We start from the raw sequence: 19,380 nt of genomic DNA on the forward strand, positions 1-19,380 counted from the left end.
CATTGTACCATTAGTACATACAAAAGGAGGGCTTTCAGATGAAAAAAAGACAGCTTGGTTCAAGTGATTTACATATTTCTGAAATTAGTTTAGGTGGCATGTCTCTTTCAACAGATAAGCACAAAGCAGCAACAATCATTGATATGGCACTCGATGCGGGCATTAATTATATTGATACCGCTGATTTATATGATTTTGGTACAAATGAAGAAATAATTGGTCAAATTCTTGGCAAACGCCGACAGAATATCATACTTGCCACAAAAGTGGGTAATCGTTGGACAGCGGACAAAAATGGTTGGTGTTGGGATGCCTCTCCTAATTATATAAAAGAGGCAGTATATGCTAGCTTAAAGCGCTTAGGAACAGATTATCTCGATGTTTATCAATTACATGGTGGCACAATGGAAGATCAATGGGATGATATTATCGAGGCATTTGAAAGTCTCAAAAAAGAAGGCACAATTCGCGAATATGGCATTTCCTCTATTCGCCCAAATGTGTTACATCGTTTTTTACCAGCGAGTTCAGCTAAAAGTGTCATGATGCAATACAGTCTCTTAGATCGTCGCCCTGAAGAGTGGTTCGATTTTATCGCCTCAACAGGTGCATCCATTGTCACACGTGGGACGGTGGCAAAAGGGCTGTTGACAATGAAATGGCAGGAGCGTTTACAAGCTACACAAAGCTATAACAGCTACACACAGGAAGAATTGCATATGGCTTTAACAGCACTCACTACTACTTACGATGACTTACATGCACTTGCACTTGCCTTTAATTTAAAAGAACCAGCCATTGCCTCCACCGTTATTGGGGCAAGTTCACCACAGCAACTTGCTCAAACATTGGCGGCTTATGAAAAAGTAGCGGCCATCACGGACTTTTCTACTGTCAATCATGCTACAAAAATCGAGCATTATAGCGAGCATCGATGAAAAAGTGGCTATTTCTGCTCCTTGTCATCATCATACTCATCATTTCCTCTAGCATGACGTATGAGCAGCAATCCATTCTACCTGAATTAGAGGATGTTTTAGCGCATAAGCCTTTTGAACAACAGTTATCCGTGTTGAAAATTCCTTATTGGGATACAGTCGTTTCGATTGAAGAACGTGGTTATTTTCGCTTTGTGGAATTTTTACTACGCAAGCTCACACATTTTTTAGGCTTCGGCTGTATTGCACTTGCCATTTATTTCGTATGGGGGAAACGTCGATATGCTGCAATAGGCACAATTGTCAGTACAATGCTGATTGCCGTTGTAGATGAATTTCGGCAAAGCTTTACACCTGGACGTATCATGAGCTGGCAGGATGTTGTGGTAGATACTGTAGGTGCTTTCTGTTTCACCTGTATCCTATTACTGATTAAAAATCGAAAAGAGCGTATACGATAACCATATGAAAAGGCTGTCGAGAAGTAGATTACTTTCTCCACAGCCTTTTATTTAAACATCCTCTAAAAAGGTTAATAATACGCTAGATAATTCTTCTGGTGAGTAGGGCTTTGTAAAGTATTTCGCTATCCCATAGTGCGCTACTTTATCTTTCGCCTCATCTAATGCAGAAGAAATGATAATCGGGATATGACGCGTTTGTTCGGACGTTTTCAATTGCTCTATTAGCCACCAGCCATCTTCTGTACTATCCGTCAACATTAAATCAATGACAATACCGACTAATGGAATTGTACATGCATCCTCATAGGCGCGCTGTAAATCATAATGGTGAATGACATTCAAGCCTTTGCTTTTAAATTCCTCGCTTAAAAGTAATGCCAAGCTCCAATCATCCTCCACAAGGATTACATTCAAAGATTGCTCGTTTGCCTGCTCGCTTATCTTTTCTACATGATTCTCTAATGGTAATGTAAAGTGAACAGTCGTCCCTTTCCCTTCTTCTGATTCCAACCAAATTTGCCCTCGATGTCTCGTAATGATTTCTTGGCAAATGGCTAGCCCTAAGCCAGTACCACCAATCGTTCTTCTAGCACTATTATCTATGCGCTTAAACTTGCGGAACAATTGGGCAATTTCCTGTGAAGGAATACCAATACCTTCATCTTGAATACTCACTTGCAACATATTTTCTTTATTTTCAAGCGTGATAATAACATCTCCACCATTTGGTGAAAATTTAATCGCATTGCCAATTAGATTAATAAATACTTGTACAAGTCGTTCCTCATCTCCTCGTACTTGTACATCCTGTGCTTTGTCGATAACATGTACGGTATGCTTTTTTTCATGGCGATGACGATTGACCAATTCAAATACCATTTCATTTATAGAAAGAGTATGCATATTATACTGCTGCTTCCCTGATTCCATGCGCTGCAAATCTAAGAAATCATTGATTAAATTCGTAAGACGCAATGCTTCCTTATGAATCGTTTCAATATATTTTTGCTGTCGATCTTGATGTAAGTTTTTCGTCAATAGTAGCTCAGTAAAGCCTAGTACACTGGATAACGGTGTGCGCAATTCATGACTGACGGTGCTCACTAATTCCGATTTCATTTGATCAATTTCGTATTCTTTCGTAATATCTCGATGTACAAACATTGTGCCTACTTTTTCATTACCCTCATATATACTAGTAGCATACATTTCGATAAATATAGGCATCTCTCCTACAATAGAGTATCGTAATTTCCGGCTTCCTTGAAAAGCCTCCATCACAGCCGTTTCAAAAAATTCATGCAATACTTGTGGCTCATCACAAAGCTGTTGTAAATGTTGTAACCAATCATCTTGTCGCAATGGCTGTTCAATAGCGTTGTTTTCATAGTGTGCTAATTGACATAATGCCTCATTAATCAAAATAACATCGCCTGTTTTATTCACTAATTGAATGCCTTCACTCACATTATCAATAATATTTTGATTTAATTGTCTTGCTTTTTCTACAGCTTCATACATTAAAATTCGCTCAAAGGCAATCGACACACGATTAAGTATACCAGCCAAACTTCGTGTATCATCTTGTGTAAATGGATAACCTTCTCTTGTCGCCATCATAACCGCTACTAAATCGCCTTCTTTATTTAACACAGCTGCATACAAGTCATAACAATAATAGCGCTGTTTCGCAATATGATACTCGTCTGGCTGCACCTCTCTCGTAATAATAAAGATTTTTTCCTCTATTAATCTCGTCCGTTTATCAATATCTAAATTTTCAATAATTTTTTTAGCTGATTGTGGAGATACACCTTTTGCTGCATAAATATCACTCTCTAACCAGTAAAATATATTAATATCAAACGTATAAAGATCACCTAAATAACGATGAAGTGTGTCTGCTAAATCTTGCTTTTCCAATGTAAAGGTTAATACATGATTAAGTGCATTATATTTTTCTAATTGATCTAAGGAATCTTGCAATTGAATTTGCTTATCTTGTAGCTCATCCTGTTGTGCTACGAGTTCCTCATTTTGCGTTGTTAATACTTCCTCTTTTTCCTGAATAGACTGAACCATTTTATAAAAGGAACTCGCTAATGTGCTAAATTCATCTTCTCTAACGACAAGGTTGCGTATCTCAAAAGGCTGACCAACTGTAAAATCATTTGTCACACTTGTTAGTTGCTCAATCGGCTGGATTAAATTTTTCAACACTTTACGCATCATTAAACTAACAGCTATTAAAATCAAAACGCTCAACAAAACTGCTAGCATCGTAAACATTTGACCTTGTGTAATCGTGTCATTAAACAGTTGTGTACGCTCTGTTTCAGTTTTTTCCTGATATTCTTTCGTATAAGCAACAAACTCATTAAATAAATCATTTGTGCCACTATTAGAAATTTTTCTTAACGATTCATAATCATTATTTTCAACATAGCTAACCGTCTTTGGCAAAATAGCTGTTTGGTAATTTTCAAGAAATTGAACGAGCTCACTATATAGTTTCTGTTCTTCCTCAGACAGCTTCAAACGTGAAAATTGCTCCAATAGCTCCTCAAAACTGCGTAATTCTTTATATAATAAGGCTAATTCCTGCTTGTTTTGAAAAGCATAGTACCCTCTAGAACGAAAAGAAATACCAATAAAATGCTCTTGCATTCCAGCTACAATTTCTAATTTTTCCGTTAAATGCTCACGCTGTGTTTGTAAATGCTTATTTTGTTGGTCAACGTATAAATAAAAGGCAATGACACATATAAAAAATGTTGCTGTTAACCAAAATAGCATTTGAAAAAAACGACCACGAATGCTTCTTTTCAAAAAGGCTGTCGATTTAGGCATGCAAAATCTCCTCCACTATTTGGAGCAGCTCACTTGGACTAAAGGGCTTGGCCATAAAATAATGTGCCCCTTTTTGCAACACAAATTGCCGATCCTCTTCTTGTGATTTAGCGGATAACATCAAAATTGGAAAATGGATATGTGCTGGTAGCTGTTCAAGTACCTCAATACCTGTTAAGTTTGGCATCATATAATCTAAAATCATTAAATCATAGGTATGTTCCACTACTTTTTCTAAAGCCTCTTGTCCATCAGCTGCTTCATCTACTTCATAGCCCAATCCTTCTAACGTATCATAAATCAACATGCGTAAAATTTCTTCATCATCTACGATTAAAATTCTTGTCATACTCCGCCCCCCTAGACAAATAAACGATTAATTAAATTGACTAATTTATTCGATACATCTGCAATATCAAATGGCTTGATAATATAATCATTGGCTCCATTTTCCAATGCTTGTAAAACAAGTTCATCTTCCTCACGATCCGTTAAAATAGAGACAATGACATCTCTTGATTTATACTGTTGGCGAATTTGCTTCAATACCTCAATACCATCCATCTCTGGCATATTCGCATCCAATAAAATAATGTATTTACTGCCTAGTGCATACCAGCTCGCTTGTAAAAAGCTCACGCCATCGGCAAAAGACATCACCTCTACATCAAATTCATCATTCAATCCCAATTTTTCAAAATAACGTACAACAAGCTCACGGATATTTTCTGCATCATCAATAACAACAATTTTAATGTGCACACGTTTCTTAATGATTTCTGCTAAATAATTGAAAACAATCGTCTGATTTCGACCTGATTGCTTTGCTTTATACAATGCTTGGTCTGCTTGCTCTAGCAGTTTTTGTGGATGCAAATTTTTTGCCATCGTCTCCGCCACACCTGCTGAAAATGTAACTTGAAAGGAGGTATTATTAGCTGTGAAAAATTTGACCTCCATTGCTTTACGCAACCTTTCCACTAATATATACGCGCCCTCTGAATTGGTCTTCGGCATTAAGATGACAAACTCTTCTCCACCATATCGACAAAAGATATCTTGTTCTCTCTTCAGCGTCATCACCAAGTTAGCAAAGCCTTTTAATACCTCATCACCAATAAGATGTCCGTATGTATCATTGACCTTTTTGAAATAATCTAAATCGACAATCGCAATGGAAAATAGTTCTGCATGGCGTTCGTATTGCTTAATTAATTTTTGCAATTGGCTGTTCATAAATTTGCGATTGTAGGTCTGTGTTAATTCATCCAAAATAACAGAACGCTCTAGCTCATTTTTGTAAGTTAAACGATTGTGAACATAGGCGATTAATAAATCTTTATCAATTGGTTTCGCTATAAAATCCATAGCCCCCATTCGATAGGCTTGAATTTTATTTTCATCTGAATCATTGGCACTAATAATCGCCACAAACATGCGATCTTTTTTTATACTTTTCAAATTTCTCAAAATGTGGAAACCACTTTTATCTGGTAGCATGACATCTAAAAAAACAATCGTCGGATTAATTTCATAAACTAGCTCTAAGCCACGTTTTCCATTATAGGCAACCATCACCGAAAAACCTTGCTCCTCTAAAATCTTTTTCATATAAGAAATAAAGACAATATCATCATCAATTAACAAAATAAATTCTTGTTCCCCTGTTTGCTGATGCGTTTGTACCACAGGCTCTATGATTGGCATGCTAGTATGATTTGTTTGGTCTGTTTCCACATGTACTAATAGTGGTGCTAAATAATCATGCCATTCGGCTGTAGCCCATTGTTTTTCACTTTGCATATCTAAACTGCTTAATTTTTCACTAGCAAGAACAGATAATTGTGGCAGACCAATTGATCCTGCTGTTCCTTTTAAACTATGCAGAAAAGCATAGATTTCTTTTTCTATAACAAATGGTGTTTGACTCCATTTTTCCATATAATCATGTATTCTTTTATAAATCATTTGTTGATAACGTGCATTGTCCATTCTTACTCACTCCCAACTAATAAGTACTTATTTATTATAGTTAGTATACCCTAAATTCCTATTTTACTAACTAGTAGTTTGCAACTTTGACGTTAAATTAATTTAACCTGTTTCTTCATAATAGGACTATTAACCTTTCACTACACCACAAACATATCATGACATATGACTTACAACAAAAGATTGTAAAGTCTTAAAAGAACGTTTTTAATTGAGCCTTTTTCTATATTCAATACCACGAAAAAAGCGAGCCCATAGACTGGACCCACTTTTCCTATTGTTAGCTCATTTCATCATTATTAGTATTTTGAACCTTTATCTCCATACTCATCTAACAATTCTTCAAAGGATTTATTTTTTTCTCGTTGCTTACGCTCAAAAGCTAGCTTCGCTTGACGCTCTTCTTCTGCCACTTGTTCCTTCGCTGTCAATTCCTGCTTTGCTGCTTTTAATTTTGCTAAAATATCGCCGCCAAGCTGGTCTGCTAATGTAAGTGCCTCTTGCTTTGGTAGTGTGTTCGTATTACTTGGTTGTTGTTTTTGTTTTTTTGCCATATTTTCACCTTCTTATTAACTTAAGGGCGTTCAACAATTGTCGCCACACCTTGTCCACCGCCGATACATAATGTGGCAAGACCTATCTTCACATCACGCTTTGCCATCTCATGTAAAAGCGTCACTAAAATACGTGCACCACTTGCACCAATTGGATGACCAAGTGCAATTGCGCCCCCATTGACATTTAGTTTATCATGATTGAACTGCAATTCGCGATCAACAGCAATTGATTGTGCAGCAAATGCTTCATTCGCTTCGATTAAATCAATATCTGCTAGTACGGTATTCGCTTTTGTTAATGCTTTTTTCACCGCTGCAACTGGTCCTATCCCCATGAGAGCAGGATCAACACCTGCACTTGCATTCGCTGCAATGGTTGCCATTGGTTGAATACCTAGCTCCTCCGCCTTCGCTTTTGACATCACTACAACCGCTGCTGCACCATCATTAATCCCTGATGCATTCGCTGCTGTCACAGAACCGTCCTTTTTAAAGGCTGGGCGCAATTTGCCTAACGCCTCCACCGTTACACCTGCACGTGGGAATTCATCCTTCTCAAAAACAAGTGGCTCCCCTTTACGCTGCGGAATTTCTACAGCCACAATTTCATCATCAAATTTACCTGCTTGAATCGCTGCTTCTGCCCGTTGTTGCGAACGTGCAGCAAAAGCATCTTGCTCTTCACGTGAAATGTGGTAAGCATCACATAGATTTTCCGCTGTAATGCCCATATGATAATCGTTGAATGCACACCACAAGCCATCGTGAATCATCGAATCAACTACTTTTTGATCTCCCATACGAAAGCCTTCTCGTGCTGTTTTCAACAAATACGGAGCTTGACTCATATTTTCAAAGCCACCAGCAACGATAATGTCTGCATCACCTGCTAAAATAGCTTGTGTTGCTAAATGAACAGCCTTTAAGCCTGAGCCACATACTTTATTAATCGTTAATGCAGATACTTCTTGTGGTAAGCCTGCTGCCATTGCTGCTTGACGAGCTGGATTTTGACCAAGCCCAGCAGATAAAACATTCCCCATAATGACTTCGTCCACTTGCTCACCCACTATACCCACACGTGCTAAAGCTTCCTTAATAACAATACTACCTAAAGTTGTGGCTGGCACATCCTTTAATGTTCCTTGAAATGAGCCAATAGCTGTGCGTACAGCGCTTACAATTACTACTTCATTTGTCATGTCATGTCTCCCCTTATCCCTTTATGAAAAACCATTATGCCAAGAGCATACATATATTTTACCAAATGTTTGCTTCATTTTCGATCATCGAAATTATCGCAGTTTTTCCAAAAATGGTGTAACATATAAGATGAACCTTCAATCAGTGGAAGTTTATCCCTACTGATTGTTAATAAGTACGATTAAAGATAGTGGAGGTATTACCATGAAAAAGAAAACGCTCCTATTCTCTGGCATTACAACAACGCTTGCGGCTGCAGCAGCTGGACTATTTGGCTTTGCCCTCTCTAACAGAATTATGTACATTCCTAAAAAAGACCCTGAATTTGTACGTGAGCGTGAAACATCTGCACAGCGCTTTGATGAAGCATGGTATAACAAAAACCTCAAATATGAGCTTAATATTGACTCGCCAAATGGCTATACAATTCGTGGCGCTATGCTACAACCTTTGCAAACAACGAACACGATTATTATTTGTCATGGTGTTACAGAAAATAAAATTAACTCTGTCAAATATGCAAGACTATTTGAACGACTTGGCTTTAATTCAGTTATATTCGATCATCGCAGACATGGTGATTCAGGTGGTAAAACAACAAGTTATGGTCACTACGAAAAAAATGACCTTGATGCGGTTGTAAAAACGGTGAAGGCAATGATTGGCGAGGACGCTATTCTTGGTATTCACGGAGAATCAATGGGCGCTGCCACAATGCTTCTATACGCTGGAACAATAGAAGATGGAGCAGATTTTTATATTGCAGATTGTGCATTTTCTGATTTTTCCTTGCTTCTACAGCATATTGCCAAATCAGAATTTAAATATGGTTCGATTATTCCTATTCGCTTTGTAGATTTCTTTGTCCGTTTACGAGATGGCTATTCCTTTAAAAGCGTCACACCCGCTGAAGCTGTAACACATATCGACAAGCCTGTGCTTTTTATACACAGTATTCCTGATACATTTATCCCTGCTTCCATGTCATTAGCCTTATATGACAAAAAAGCGGGCACTAAAAAATTAAAGCTCTTCGATAAAGGAGCACATGCCCAATCATTTAATGAAAATATGGTTGAATATGAGCAATTAATTCAAGATTTTTTACAGGACATACATTAAAAACACCCTTCTGCCGCCTATGGTAGAAGGGCTTCCTTTTGTTGCAAAAAGATGGTGTCAATAGCAGAAAAAGATTTGTTGCTAACGTTACGTTGCACTACACTTTCGCACAATAAACATCTGTCGAATCTTTACGAAATCATGTCGATTATCTAGGAACCCTTACCGATTTGCACAAAATGTCATTGATCCTCTTGTTTTCAACACGATATTAATAAAAGTGAAAGGCAGAAATGCTGATTCAACAACATTTCTGCCTTTTCAATTTCATGCGATTTACTCTAAAAGAGACTTATGGGACAGCCCCATCTTTTACTTTTTTATTCTGCAAAAACGATATGCCATTCATCGCGCTTACTTAAAAATTCCTGTGCCAATGCCTGTGCACCCTCTAAGCTATGGCTTGCCGCCCAGCCACATTGCACCTCATTACATGCTGGTACATGGTCTGCCGCTAAAACATCGTGTAATGTTTTGTCCAGTACCTCTAAAATTTCATCATAGCTCTCATGATTAATGACCGCTAAATAAAAGCCTGTTTGACAGCCCATTGGTGATAAATCAATGACATAGTCCGCATGATTGCGAATACGGTCTGCCATCAAATGCTCTAGTGAGTGTAATGCTGGCATTTCCATATGCGCTTTGTTTGGTTGTTTAAAACGAATATCGTATTTTACGACAACGTCCCCATGCTGACCTGTTTTTGTACCTGCTAAACGTACATATGGTGCAACTACCTTTGTATGGTCTAAATCAAAGCTTTCTACATTTGTTTGTTCCTTTACCATCTACAGCCAACTCCTTTTCACGTACTGTCACTTATTATAATGAATCTTCATGAATAGCGGAAGTCATTATTCTCTTTTAAGATATAACTGAATCTGGTGACAGCACTTCCCATTTACCAAACAGCGTAAAACCACTCACCTTTGCCAATGCAATCGAGGGTTCATTATCCACCTGACAGCGATATTGTGGCTCATATCCTTTGCGAAGGGCACACCGACTAATTGCTCGTACTACTTTGCGAGCATGTCCTTGTCCCCTAAATGATGCTAATGTTAAAATACCTGTATCCGCCATTAAACTACCTCTCCACGGATACATACTAGCAGCACATACTAAACGGTTTTGTGCTAAAGAGCCAAATACCAACCAATGATCTAATTCTACATAGGCATCATCCAAGTCCTGCTCCGAGGCAGTAGATTCAAATTCGGTGAATAATGCTTTATCTTCCTTTGTTAATTGACGTACGCTCTCTTGCTCGTTTTCTTGTAGCAATATACGTTTGTCATCCTCTGAGAAATAATAAAGATAATCAGCACCATGTAGCACGATTCCTCGTTCTTGTAATGTTTGACGGAACCATTGCTCTGTTACATTTTGTTGTGGAGCAAGCTGTATTTGCCCTGCCAATGCAGGTGTCATCGTCACTAGAATTTGACCTGTTCCCATTGTTAACATCATGATCTGCTCATCCTCTTTTAAAGCAGGATTGATAAAACAAGTAAAATACTCATTTTGATAAAGAATCTCTCCTTGAAAGAATGTTTGCCAAAAATCTGTTATTATTGGTGAAAATAGAGCCATACTCATAACCTCCATGATTGAAATACTCCTCTAAAATACCTTATACAGGATAATATGTAAATAAATTCTCCATTCAAAAACACAATAACTATCAAAACAAGTATCGTATTTTCCTTCATAATAATAAAAGAGGAGTGATACAGTATGAACAACATGATTCAGGATATGATTGATTGGATTGAGGAGCATTTATTTGAAGGATTTTCTTTAGATAAATTCGGTGCAGCAATGGGCTATTCTTCTTACTATTGTTCATTCAAATTTCATCAATTAACAGGTGTAAGCATTAAACGTTATATGGCTCTTAGAAGACTCTATCTTGCTGCCCTATCTCTCATCGAAACTGATGATAAAATGATCGATATTGCCATCAAACATGGCTATTCATCTCAAGAAGCCTTTTCTAGAGCTTTTAAGGAGATGTTCGGCGTTAGCCCACATACCTATCGTTTATATCCGAAGCCATTACAATCATATGTCAAACTCACTATGAATAATCGAAAGGGGTTTTATATGATGGATATTTCGCAAAAATTAGCCATTACCGATTTGCAACATCGTATTCATACACATTTCGACCATGATGTATTACATATTTTAAATGGTCAGCTTATGTATGAGGAATTTAGTTCACAGCAGCTTATGGGCAAAAGTGATTATGTACCATTTAATGAAGCCATGTGTGTACATCAAACAGTAGAAACTATTTTTAGCGACACATTCAATCAAGTTCGAGCACAAGGACATCAAGTATCATTAGCTGAATACGAAAATATTACATTAGCACCATTACAACAAACTTTATTTTCAAAGCAGTATCGATGTATTGTGCTATGGTTTGGTGAGGATATGTTTTGTCAAATAAATTTACTGACACTACTCGCTTATTTAGAGCAAATCGCATTTGAAGGCACCATTTATTATCATGCTGTACAGGAACAAAGCTATGATGTCCATGAAACAGAAATTCATTTAGGCTATTATCGTGTTATATATGAAGCCGTTCTATTAAATCGTTCCTTACCAGCAATCGACATGATGCCTGTGATGTATCAAGGCATCAAACTCTTTTTAACTCTTTTTCAAAATGACAATGAGATGACAAAATATATTCAATCCCATCATCATTTACCACAGCAGGAGCTCGTGAGCAATCTATTACGGCTATTTCCTCAGTACGGATTAGGAGATACACAACATATAGCATTGATTGAAGCTACTATAAAAAGACGTTCGTAGGCAATCGACCAAAAATTGTGGATAAATTTGCTCAGTAAAACAAAACGGTAAAATCCTTTAGAATAGGGATTTTACCGTTTTACAGCTACCTGCTTATTGCAACTTAAACTGCTGTACATTATTATTCAAGCTTTCAATCAATTGACGCAAGGCAGCAATTTGATCAACCGCTACATGGATGGCTTGTATTTGCTCCTGCGTGGATGCTGTAATTTCCTCAGTGCCCGCCACAGTATTTTCAAGCATTCGATTCACATTTTCCACATGGGTTAATACTTGCTCACCTATTTTTTTAGATTGGTTCATACCTTGAGAGACTTCTAAAAGCTCTCCCATAATGCCTCGTACTTCTACATCAATACTGTCAAAGGCAACGGTTGTCTCCTGCATAGATTGCTTCTGCTTCTCTGCAATTGTGACACCCTTTTGTACAGAGTCCGTCATCTCTCTAACACCTGCTTGCAATGCGTTAACAATGTCAAAAATGCGCTTCGTTGATTTATTGGAAGCCTCTGATAAATTCCGCACTTCCTCAGCAACCACTGCAAAGCCTTTCCCATGCTCCCCAGCTCTTGCTGCTTCAATCGAGGCATTTAAGGCTAATAAATTGGTTTGCTCTGCAATATCCGCCACCACTTTTGCCATCTCTCCAATGTCAGCAGCATGCCTCATAAACGTGCTCGTTACTTCATTAATCATTTGTGTTGTTTGAATGTTTTCCTCAATCATTTGCTGCTGCACATGGATAACATTTTTGCCTTTATCTACGGCACCCACTACCTGTTGCCCGTGCTGAACTGAATTGGTCGAACGCTGTACATTTAAGCTAAAGTCTGCATCCATCGTATCCACTAATTGCACTGCTTGGCTAAGTGAATCGGCAATGATTTGAGAATCATCCGACATTTTTTCTGTCGAGCTTGCTACTTGCTCACTAATATTGGCTAATAGCTGGTTTTCCTTTTCTAATTGGTTCGTAAAATCATCTACTTGATGGCTGACATCCTTAATAGAGTATAGTAGCTGCTTTAATTGTGCCGTCATCGTTGTAAATGATTGATTTAATACACCAATTTCATCCTTCGCTTTATAAGGAATCGGCTCAACGACAAGATTACCAGATGCAATTTCATTAACATGCAACACTAATTGTCGCAATGGCCTTGTAATATTACGGCGAATCAGTATAGCAAAAACCATACCAAATGCAATTAACACGCCAATCCCTATAATTGATGCTGTAATAACAAAGGAAATTTGCCCCGCTAGACTATCCTGTATTTGTTGATATTGCTCATTGGTATAAAGACCAAATGTATAAATATCATTTAAAATCCCTGCCACTCGCAATTCTTGTGTCCGAACATCTGCAATATTTTTAGCTTGAACTGCTTTATTTGCCATGGCAAAAAAGTCCTGTACTTTAGCTTGCATCTGTTCAAAAATCTCACTGCTCGCTGTATCCGTTACTAATGGCTCAACAATTGCTAATTTTTTATGAATACTGTCCTCAATTTTCTGCAAGGAAGCTACTTGCTTCTCTGTTACACTTGGTGGCTGCGCTACATTTATTGCAATCGCATAATTACTTAGCTCCTTTTGTGTGCTCATCAATTCTGATTTGATTTCCTGCATTTGAATAATTTTAGGTAAAATATCTTGATTGGAGGATTGCATGCGCAACATAGATGTAATCACAATCGCAATCAATACAATAGAAATCATCACAAGTGTAAATGAATTAATTAGTAGTTTTTTATTTAATGACATTGCTCATCCACACCCCCTATTGTCCAAATTGCTGTTGCATAATCGTTTTCAATTGCTCTTCTATTACATCTGCATTATTTACTACACGAATCGGTGCAAGTGACATCGCATGCTCCTTCATGCCTAATGCGACACGTTGCTGTGCTGTTGGTTTATTATCTACATAATTTTTTACAAATTCATAAATAGCTACATCTATATTTTTCAACATGGACGAGATAACGGCCTTCTCTGCCACTAAATATTGATCTGTATCTACACCAATTGCATAAACACCACTTTCCTGTGCCTGCTGTAGCAAGCCTACTCCTGTATAACCAGCCGCTGCATATAGCACATCTGCCCCTTGTGCGATAAAATCAGCAGCCATCGCCTTACCAACTTTATCATCCCCATATGTATCAGCATAAGCTACGAGCACATCAATCGATGGCGTAATCGATTTAGCACCTTCTATAAAGCCCTTTTCAAACTTTTCAATAACAGGATCGACCATTCCCCCAAGAAAAGCTACCTTATTTGTTTTCGTTGTCAATGCCGCTAAAGCACCTGCCAAATAGCTACCCTCATTTTCTTTAAATGTAATCGAATGAATATTAGGTACATCTGATTCAGCATCCACCAATACGAACTGCTGGTTTGGATTTGCCTTTGCGACCTTCTCTAAATCCTCAATGAGCGTATAGCCTACTGCAAAAATTAAATCATTGCCCTCTGCCACTAGTTCCAAAAATCCTTTTTCATAGCTTGCTTCCTGACCAAGCTCTCGGTAGTCAAATACAATACCTAATTCATCTCGTGCAGTGACTAAACCGTTAAAGCCCATATCTGCAAAGGATTGATCGCCAAGACCAACGTCAGGTAGCATAATGCCAACTTTAAATCGATCCTTTACAGGTGTCACATTTTGCTCCTTGCTCACTGGTGCACACGATGCTAGCAACAAGCTTAGTACCATACATAAGATAACCATTTGTTTCTTCATCTACTATCATCCCTCCTACTTTACAAATATTTAGATAACTTCTTATATTTTAGTATATAACAATTAGGACTAAAGTATATAGCACTTCTTTTGGCTCACATAAAAAGAACTAAGCTATCTCATCGACAGCTTAGTTCTCTCATTCCAATTATTTTTGGAACTTATTCATTTGAGTCATCATTTGACGTACTTGCTTTTCAGACGGCGTACGTCCCATTTGTGCCATCATCATACGAATCATTTGTTCATTAATTGGCGGGTTTTCCTTCAAATATTTCATCATCGCTTGACGCGCAAGGAAAAAACCAAGTGCTGCGCCTGCTGCTAATGCAATCACTACAATGATAATCCAGCCCCATGTAGGCATATACAGCCAACCTCCTCCACTACAGTATACCGAGATCAATTATACCTCAACGTAATGCTATGTAAATTTTTTCAAGCTTGTTTGAAAGCTCTTCTTTACAATCCATCACATCCGTTAGGCACTTATCTTGATATGGTAAATGAATCAAGATAAACTCTCCACGCTCGATTATACAACAAATAGTAGCAGGTTACTATATATTAATTCCTAATGCATTGTATATTTCATCGGCTTTAACCAGCCACATTCATTATCTTGTTTATTGAAGGCGATAAAACGCTCACTCATTTTCGCTAACATTTGGAATAGGTCTAAATCCAGCATACGAGAGCCTTCACAATAGACACAAATTTTACGCTCTACTAAATAAATAGCCATTCTTCCTTTTATAGGATGCTCTAAAAATAAGGCATTCCGAGCTTGCTCTAAATTTTCATACTTTGAATCTAGCTGCGCTGTTAGCATTGTCGCAATATCATCAAATTTTACGGTTTCGCATATATAATCAAGCTCTTTTAAGGATCTCTCATTCACATCTTCATACCCCTGCATCACTTCTAATAATTTTCGCTCTCTTCCAAAAATAAATGCCAAATGCTCTTCTTTTATTTTGTAGATGGAATAAGTTCTCACTCAATATCCTCCTTTGAACAATTGTTGTAAAGCTAGTATATCCTATGCCAACTTGATATTTTGTCAAACGGAGTAGCCAGACTTCTTCTATTTTTGTCGAAAAATTTTGAACATGTTAACAACTGTCCTATCTCCTCCTCAGCCTCCAGACCTAGAAGAAAATCCATTCCCAGTCCGTTTTAGCAAAGTGGGAAACGAGATAAGATAAGGTTACAAACAGAAAGGAGCAAACACATATGAAAAAATTTCTTTTATTCGCAGGAGGCGTCATCGCAGCTATCGTGGCACTTTCCTTAATCGGGCCACTAGCAGGGTTACTATTCTCAGGATTGGTTGTCGCACTAGGGATGCACTTCTATATTAGAAGTAACTCAAAATTCGGCAAAGTATTTTGGTTTACAGTTGGCATTATCGGCTTACTATCAGCCATCTCTAATGTGCCAGCGATGGTCGGTTTAGCTGCTATTGCGATTGTCTATGTGATCTATAAAAAATGGAATAATCAAGATGTTCAAATTCCAACGCTTGAATCGAAAAAAGAGCAGGACCCATTTACAAACTTTGAAAAAGAATGGTCAAATTTAACAAAATAAAAGGAGCGAAATTTCATGAATTTATTACAACGTTTTAAACATACTTTAGAGGCAGACTTACATCAATTATTTGATAAAAAAGAGCAAAAAAATCCAATTGCGATGTTAAATCAATACATTCGTGAGGCTGAAAAGCAAACAACGGAGACAGGTAAGCTGCTGGAGCGTCAAGGCCAATTAAAGGAAAAGCTTGAACAAGAATTCAAGGAAAATGGCGAGCTACTCGCTAAACGTGAAGCACAGCTAAAATTAGCGACAGCAAGTGGTGAGCAAGATTTAATTGACTTTGCTACAGATGAAGTGCTGGCTTATACAACACGTCAAAACACATTACAAGCAAGCATTGAAGCGAGCACACGTGAATATTTTGAATTAGAACGCAAATTTGAAACAATGAAACATAAAATTAAAGATATGAAAGTGCGCCAGTTACAATTAATGGGCAAAGAAAATGTTACACGTGCCCATCATCAAATGGACGGCATGCTTTCCAAAAACAACAAAGCCAACTTTGAAGATTTAGAAGCGTACATTGACAAATTGGCTTACCAAATTCATAAAGACCATGAAGTAACAACATTTGAAGCACGCTTAGCAGCACTTGAAAAGCAAGAAAATGCACCATTATTAATTGAAAACAAATAATACTAAACATGTTATACTAAACAAGGATGCTTCCTGCTTGAGGCATCCTGTTTCTTTGAAATCATTGTAGAAAGAAGGGAATCCCGATGAAAAATTTCACAACCAATAAGCTCACATTTTGGGTACTATGCTTCTTTTTACTCGTTTTCGTAGAGTTGACCGTGTTTAATAATGGAGGCGCTTTTAGTTTATTAATGGGTGCCATTTTGCTTTACATGAGCTTTTCCAAAAAGAATCGTTTCTTTAAATGGACAGGAATTTTCTTTATCGTCATCGCTCTCTTTACTATGTGGAGTTTACGCTTATTTATCGTCATCATGCTCTTATACATGCTCTATCAATATTTACAACGCGAAAACGATGACAAAATCGTAGGGGCGGGCCTTTTTGAAAAATTACCTACTGTCAAAGGTGAATTATTTGGCACATTACCTGCTCCAATCGAATCATATAAATGGAAAGATGTCCAAATTCAACGACTTGCTGGTGATATTACAGTAGATTTAACACAAACGATTCTACCAACAGGCACAAGTCTTATTACGATTCGACAAGGAATTGGTAAAGTACAAATTGATATTCCTTATGAAATTCCGTTCCGTTTACAATATACAACCTTGTTTGGTGAGTTCACATGCTTACACAACAGTACACAGCGTCTATTAAATGAAAGTATTAGTTTTGCAGATGGAAATCCTGAAGATGCTAAACGTATCCTTGTCATCCATGTCGCAACATGGCTTGGCGATTTGGAGGTGCTACGTAAATGATTGCCTTTATCTCAAGATTATGTACAATCTTTCTTCTTCTGACTGGTGCTACATTCGGTTTATTTGTGGCATTATGGGGGAAACCAGATAAGGACGTATGGGAGCCGTTATGGCAGCAACAATACGACGGTATGCCATTCGGTGGATTCATCCTTATCAGTCTTTTTGGTATTAGTCTCTTACTGACAAGTTGGATGAGTGTCGTTGCCCGTGCGAGAGAGGCACAAGCTACTCGTGTCGTTAAACAACTAGTTGAACCTGATTTTGTATTGCCTAAAAAATTAGCACTGCCAAAACCGTTAACAAAAGCATTAGCGCAAACAAGTGAACTAATTGATACACAACGCAAAAGTTTGCAACGTTTATCGAATGAACGTGCTGAAGCAAATGATAAAATGATTCAGGAGCGCATTGTAGCAGAGCGCCAACGCCTTGCCCGTGAGTTACATGATTCCGTCTCCCAACAATTATTTGCTGCCTCTATGCTACTATCTGCTTTAACAGAAAGCGAGCAGCATGCAGCAAGCCTAAAGCAAGTAGAAAAAATTGTTCAGCAGGCACAGCTTGAAATGCGTGCCTTATTATTACATTTACGTCCTGTCGCCTTACACAATAAAACATTGGCACAAGGCTTAGAAGAATTAATTATAGAGCTACAGCAAAAAGTGTTTTTCCATATTGAATATGAGCTAGAGGAAATGACATTAACAAAGGCTGAGGAAGACCATTTATTCCGTATTGCTCAAGAAGCACTCTCCAACACATTGCGTCATGCCAAAGCAAGTGAGGTTGAACTACTGCTAGTGGCACGAGATGATTTGGCCATTTTACGCATTCAGGATAATGGACTTGGCTTTGATCTAGAAGCAGACAAGTCCACATCTTATGGCTTACAAAATATTGCGGAACGTGCAGTGGAAATCGGCTGTACATATAAAATTGTTTCTATACCAAATGAAGGGACAATTGTAGAAGTGAAAATCCCACTACAGAAGGAGATGGAACCGATTGATTCAAATATTAATAGTGGACGATCATGAAATGGTGCGTATCGGTGTTTCTGCCTATTTATCCGCCCAAGCAGATATGACGGTTGTTGGTGAAGCGGCGAATGGTAAAGAGGCTGTAGAGCTTGCCCTCACACTACGTCCAGATATTATTTTAATGGACAATGTGATGCCGATTATGACAGGTGCTGAAGCGACAGCCGAAATTTTAGCAAAGTGGCCTGACGCTAAAATTATGATGGTTACCAGCTTTTTAGACGATGATAAAGTGTATCCTGCATTAGAGGCAGGCGCTATCAGTTATATTTTAAAAACATCGAATGCAAAACAAATTGCAGAAGCGATTCGCAAAACAATGGGTGGCGAAACGGTGTTAGAGCCAGAGGTCACATCAAAAATGATGCACCGTATGCGCCATGGCACAAATACGCCATTGTACGAACAGCTTACGGAGCGTGAAATGGAAATATTATTATTAATGGCACAGGGCAAGGCAAACCAAGAAATTGCAGATGAATTGTATATTGCTTTAAAAACTGTGAAAACACATGTCAGCAATGTTCTCGCAAAGCTTGATGTCCAAGACCGTACACAAGCTGTTGTCTATGCCTTTCAAAATGGTTTAGCCAAATGAGCAGACTTCTATCAG

At 37.9% G+C, this 19,380-nt stretch carries 20 protein-coding genes; 9 read left to right on the forward strand and 11 right to left on the reverse strand.

The window, feature by feature from the left end:
* Positions 1 to 38 precede the first annotated feature (38 nt).
* Together OPF91_RS01750 and OPF91_RS01755 are read left to right on the forward strand one after the other, a co-directional pair.
* Positions 39 to 938, forward strand: a complete 900-nt coding sequence (locus tag OPF91_RS01750) for an aldo/keto reductase (RefSeq protein WP_264986954.1) — start codon at positions 39 to 41, stop codon at positions 936 to 938.
* A complete protein-coding gene (locus OPF91_RS01755) occupies positions 935 to 1,399 on the forward strand; it encodes a VanZ family protein (protein ID WP_264986955.1) in 465 nt (154 codons plus the stop codon). Before OPF91_RS01750 ends, OPF91_RS01755 begins: the two co-directional genes overlap by 4 nt.
* Positions 1,400 to 1,450: 51 nt before the next feature.
* On the opposite strand, the gene OPF91_RS01760 is transcribed toward OPF91_RS01755, so the two are convergent.
* The 5 genes from OPF91_RS01760 to OPF91_RS01780 all read right to left on the reverse strand — a co-directional run bounded on the left by OPF91_RS01760 (position 1,451) and on the right by OPF91_RS01780 (position 8,003).
* On the reverse strand, positions 1,451 to 4,252 hold the full coding sequence (locus OPF91_RS01760) for an ATP-binding protein (protein ID WP_264986956.1): 2,802 nt from the start codon (positions 4,250 to 4,252) through the stop codon (positions 1,451 to 1,453).
* Positions 4,245 to 4,601, reverse strand: a complete 357-nt coding sequence (locus OPF91_RS01765) for a response regulator transcription factor (RefSeq protein ID WP_264986957.1) — start codon at positions 4,599 to 4,601, stop codon at positions 4,245 to 4,247. Before OPF91_RS01765 ends, OPF91_RS01760 begins: the two co-directional genes overlap by 8 nt.
* Before the next feature lie 11 nt (positions 4,602 to 4,612).
* Positions 4,613 to 6,244: a GGDEF domain-containing response regulator gene (locus OPF91_RS01770; protein ID WP_264986958.1), complete on the reverse strand. Its 1,632-nt coding sequence runs from the start codon at positions 6,242 to 6,244 to the stop codon at positions 4,613 to 4,615.
* Between the two features lie 299 nt (positions 6,245 to 6,543).
* Complete coding sequence (locus OPF91_RS01775) at positions 6,544 to 6,798, reverse strand: YqkE family protein (RefSeq protein ID WP_264986959.1); 255 nt, start codon at positions 6,796 to 6,798, stop codon at positions 6,544 to 6,546.
* Between the two features lie 20 nt (positions 6,799 to 6,818).
* Positions 6,819 to 8,003 carry an acetyl-CoA C-acetyltransferase gene (locus tag OPF91_RS01780; protein ID WP_264986960.1) on the reverse strand — a complete coding sequence of 395 codons (1,185 nt, stop codon included), beginning with the start codon at positions 8,001 to 8,003 and terminating at the stop codon, positions 6,819 to 6,821.
* Positions 8,004 to 8,208: 205 nt separating this feature from the next.
* Between OPF91_RS01780 and OPF91_RS01785 the strand changes: the two genes are divergently transcribed.
* Positions 8,209 to 9,126: an alpha/beta hydrolase gene (locus OPF91_RS01785; protein WP_264986961.1), complete on the forward strand. Its 918-nt coding sequence runs from the start codon at positions 8,209 to 8,211 to the stop codon at positions 9,124 to 9,126.
* Between the two features lie 320 nt (positions 9,127 to 9,446).
* Here OPF91_RS01785 and OPF91_RS01790 read toward each other — a convergent pair whose 3' ends face one another.
* On the reverse strand, positions 9,447 to 9,917 hold the full coding sequence (locus OPF91_RS01790; RefSeq protein WP_264986962.1) for an S-ribosylhomocysteine lyase: 471 nt from the start codon (positions 9,915 to 9,917) through the stop codon (positions 9,447 to 9,449).
* Between the two features lie 76 nt (positions 9,918 to 9,993).
* Entirely contained in the window at positions 9,994 to 10,737 is a 744-nt protein-coding gene (locus OPF91_RS01795; protein WP_264986963.1) for a GNAT family N-acetyltransferase, read from the reverse strand.
* 129 nt (positions 10,738 to 10,866) lie between these two features.
* Here OPF91_RS01795 and OPF91_RS01800 point away from each other — a divergent pair, with 129 nt between their 5' ends.
* Positions 10,867 to 11,961: a helix-turn-helix transcriptional regulator gene (locus tag OPF91_RS01800; protein ID WP_264986964.1), complete on the forward strand. Its 1,095-nt coding sequence runs from the start codon at positions 10,867 to 10,869 to the stop codon at positions 11,959 to 11,961.
* A 93-nt stretch (positions 11,962 to 12,054) separates the two neighbouring features.
* Here OPF91_RS01800 and OPF91_RS01805 read toward each other — a convergent pair whose 3' ends face one another.
* From OPF91_RS01805 to sirA, 4 genes are all read right to left on the reverse strand, one after another.
* Positions 12,055 to 13,731 carry a methyl-accepting chemotaxis protein gene (locus OPF91_RS01805; protein WP_264986965.1) on the reverse strand — a complete coding sequence of 559 codons (1,677 nt, stop codon included), beginning with the start codon at positions 13,729 to 13,731 and terminating at the stop codon, positions 12,055 to 12,057.
* Positions 13,732 to 13,747: 16 nt separating this feature from the next.
* Positions 13,748 to 14,716 carry a BMP family lipoprotein gene (locus OPF91_RS01810; protein ID WP_264986966.1) on the reverse strand — a complete coding sequence of 323 codons (969 nt, stop codon included), beginning with the start codon at positions 14,714 to 14,716 and terminating at the stop codon, positions 13,748 to 13,750.
* Between the two features lie 148 nt (positions 14,717 to 14,864).
* On the reverse strand, positions 14,865 to 15,083 hold the full coding sequence (locus tag OPF91_RS01815; RefSeq protein ID WP_053483153.1) for a YneF family protein: 219 nt from the start codon (positions 15,081 to 15,083) through the stop codon (positions 14,865 to 14,867).
* 207 nt (positions 15,084 to 15,290) lie between these two features.
* Positions 15,291 to 15,716, reverse strand: a complete 426-nt coding sequence (gene sirA, locus OPF91_RS01820; protein WP_264986967.1) for a sporulation inhibitor of replication protein SirA — start codon at positions 15,714 to 15,716, stop codon at positions 15,291 to 15,293.
* A 236-nt stretch (positions 15,717 to 15,952) separates the two neighbouring features.
* Between sirA and OPF91_RS01825 the strand changes: the two genes are divergently transcribed.
* The 5 genes from OPF91_RS01825 (at position 15,953) to OPF91_RS01845 (ending at position 19,365) form a co-directional block, all read left to right on the forward strand.
* A complete protein-coding gene (locus tag OPF91_RS01825) occupies positions 15,953 to 16,309 on the forward strand; it encodes a lmo0954 family membrane protein (protein ID WP_264986968.1) in 357 nt (118 codons plus the stop codon).
* A 15-nt stretch (positions 16,310 to 16,324) separates the two neighbouring features.
* Positions 16,325 to 16,954 (forward strand): PspA/IM30 family protein, encoded by a 630-nt coding sequence (locus OPF91_RS01830; protein WP_264986969.1) that lies wholly within the window; start codon positions 16,325 to 16,327, stop codon positions 16,952 to 16,954.
* 86 nt (positions 16,955 to 17,040) lie between these two features.
* On the forward strand, positions 17,041 to 17,724 hold the full coding sequence (gene liaF, locus OPF91_RS01835; RefSeq protein WP_264986970.1) for a cell wall-active antibiotics response protein LiaF: 684 nt from the start codon (positions 17,041 to 17,043) through the stop codon (positions 17,722 to 17,724).
* Positions 17,721 to 18,764 (forward strand): sensor histidine kinase, encoded by a 1,044-nt coding sequence (locus OPF91_RS01840; RefSeq protein WP_264986971.1) that lies wholly within the window; start codon positions 17,721 to 17,723, stop codon positions 18,762 to 18,764. The genes liaF and OPF91_RS01840 overlap by 4 nt, the downstream gene beginning before the upstream one ends.
* Positions 18,733 to 19,365: a response regulator gene (locus OPF91_RS01845; protein ID WP_264986972.1), complete on the forward strand. Its 633-nt coding sequence runs from the start codon at positions 18,733 to 18,735 to the stop codon at positions 19,363 to 19,365. The genes OPF91_RS01840 and OPF91_RS01845 overlap by 32 nt, the downstream gene beginning before the upstream one ends.
* Positions 19,366 to 19,380 lie beyond the last annotated feature (15 nt).

The sequence above is a fragment of the Lysinibacillus piscis genome (assembly GCF_026012395.1).
In the GTDB taxonomy this organism is placed as follows: domain Bacteria; phylum Bacillota; class Bacilli; order Bacillales_A; family Planococcaceae; genus Lysinibacillus; species Lysinibacillus piscis.

Excerpts from the sequence above, each read along its gene's own strand:
- OPF91_RS01750 (WP_264986954.1), top strand. The coding sequence starts at position 39 with ATGAAAAAAAGACAGCTTGGTTCAAGTGATTTACATATTTCTGAAATT.
- OPF91_RS01755 (WP_264986955.1), top strand. The coding sequence starts at position 935 with ATGAAAAAGTGGCTATTTCTGCTCCTTGTCATCATCATACTCATCATT.
- OPF91_RS01760 (WP_264986956.1), bottom strand. The coding sequence starts at position 4,252 with ATGCCTAAATCGACAGCCTTTTTGAAAAGAAGCATTCGTGGTCGTTTT.
- OPF91_RS01765 (WP_264986957.1), bottom strand. The coding sequence starts at position 4,601 with ATGACAAGAATTTTAATCGTAGATGATGAAGAAATTTTACGCATGTTG.
- OPF91_RS01770 (WP_264986958.1), bottom strand. The coding sequence starts at position 6,244 with ATGGACAATGCACGTTATCAACAAATGATTTATAAAAGAATACATGAT.
- OPF91_RS01775 (WP_264986959.1), bottom strand. The coding sequence starts at position 6,798 with ATGGCAAAAAAACAAAAACAACAACCAAGTAATACGAACACACTACCA.
- OPF91_RS01780 (WP_264986960.1), bottom strand. The coding sequence starts at position 8,003 with ATGACAAATGAAGTAGTAATTGTAAGCGCTGTACGCACAGCTATTGGC.
- OPF91_RS01785 (WP_264986961.1), top strand. The coding sequence starts at position 8,209 with ATGAAAAAGAAAACGCTCCTATTCTCTGGCATTACAACAACGCTTGCG.
- OPF91_RS01790 (WP_264986962.1), bottom strand. The coding sequence starts at position 9,917 with ATGGTAAAGGAACAAACAAATGTAGAAAGCTTTGATTTAGACCATACA.
- OPF91_RS01795 (WP_264986963.1), bottom strand. The coding sequence starts at position 10,737 with ATGGAGGTTATGAGTATGGCTCTATTTTCACCAATAATAACAGATTTT.
- OPF91_RS01800 (WP_264986964.1), top strand. The coding sequence starts at position 10,867 with ATGAACAACATGATTCAGGATATGATTGATTGGATTGAGGAGCATTTA.
- OPF91_RS01805 (WP_264986965.1), bottom strand. The coding sequence starts at position 13,731 with ATGTCATTAAATAAAAAACTACTAATTAATTCATTTACACTTGTGATG.
- OPF91_RS01810 (WP_264986966.1), bottom strand. The coding sequence starts at position 14,716 with ATGAAGAAACAAATGGTTATCTTATGTATGGTACTAAGCTTGTTGCTA.
- OPF91_RS01815 (WP_053483153.1), bottom strand. The coding sequence starts at position 15,083 with ATGCCTACATGGGGCTGGATTATCATTGTAGTGATTGCATTAGCAGCA.
- OPF91_RS01825 (WP_264986968.1), top strand. The coding sequence starts at position 15,953 with ATGAAAAAATTTCTTTTATTCGCAGGAGGCGTCATCGCAGCTATCGTG.
- OPF91_RS01830 (WP_264986969.1), top strand. The coding sequence starts at position 16,325 with ATGAATTTATTACAACGTTTTAAACATACTTTAGAGGCAGACTTACAT.
- liaF (WP_264986970.1), top strand. The coding sequence starts at position 17,041 with ATGAAAAATTTCACAACCAATAAGCTCACATTTTGGGTACTATGCTTC.
- OPF91_RS01840 (WP_264986971.1), top strand. The coding sequence starts at position 17,721 with ATGATTGCCTTTATCTCAAGATTATGTACAATCTTTCTTCTTCTGACT.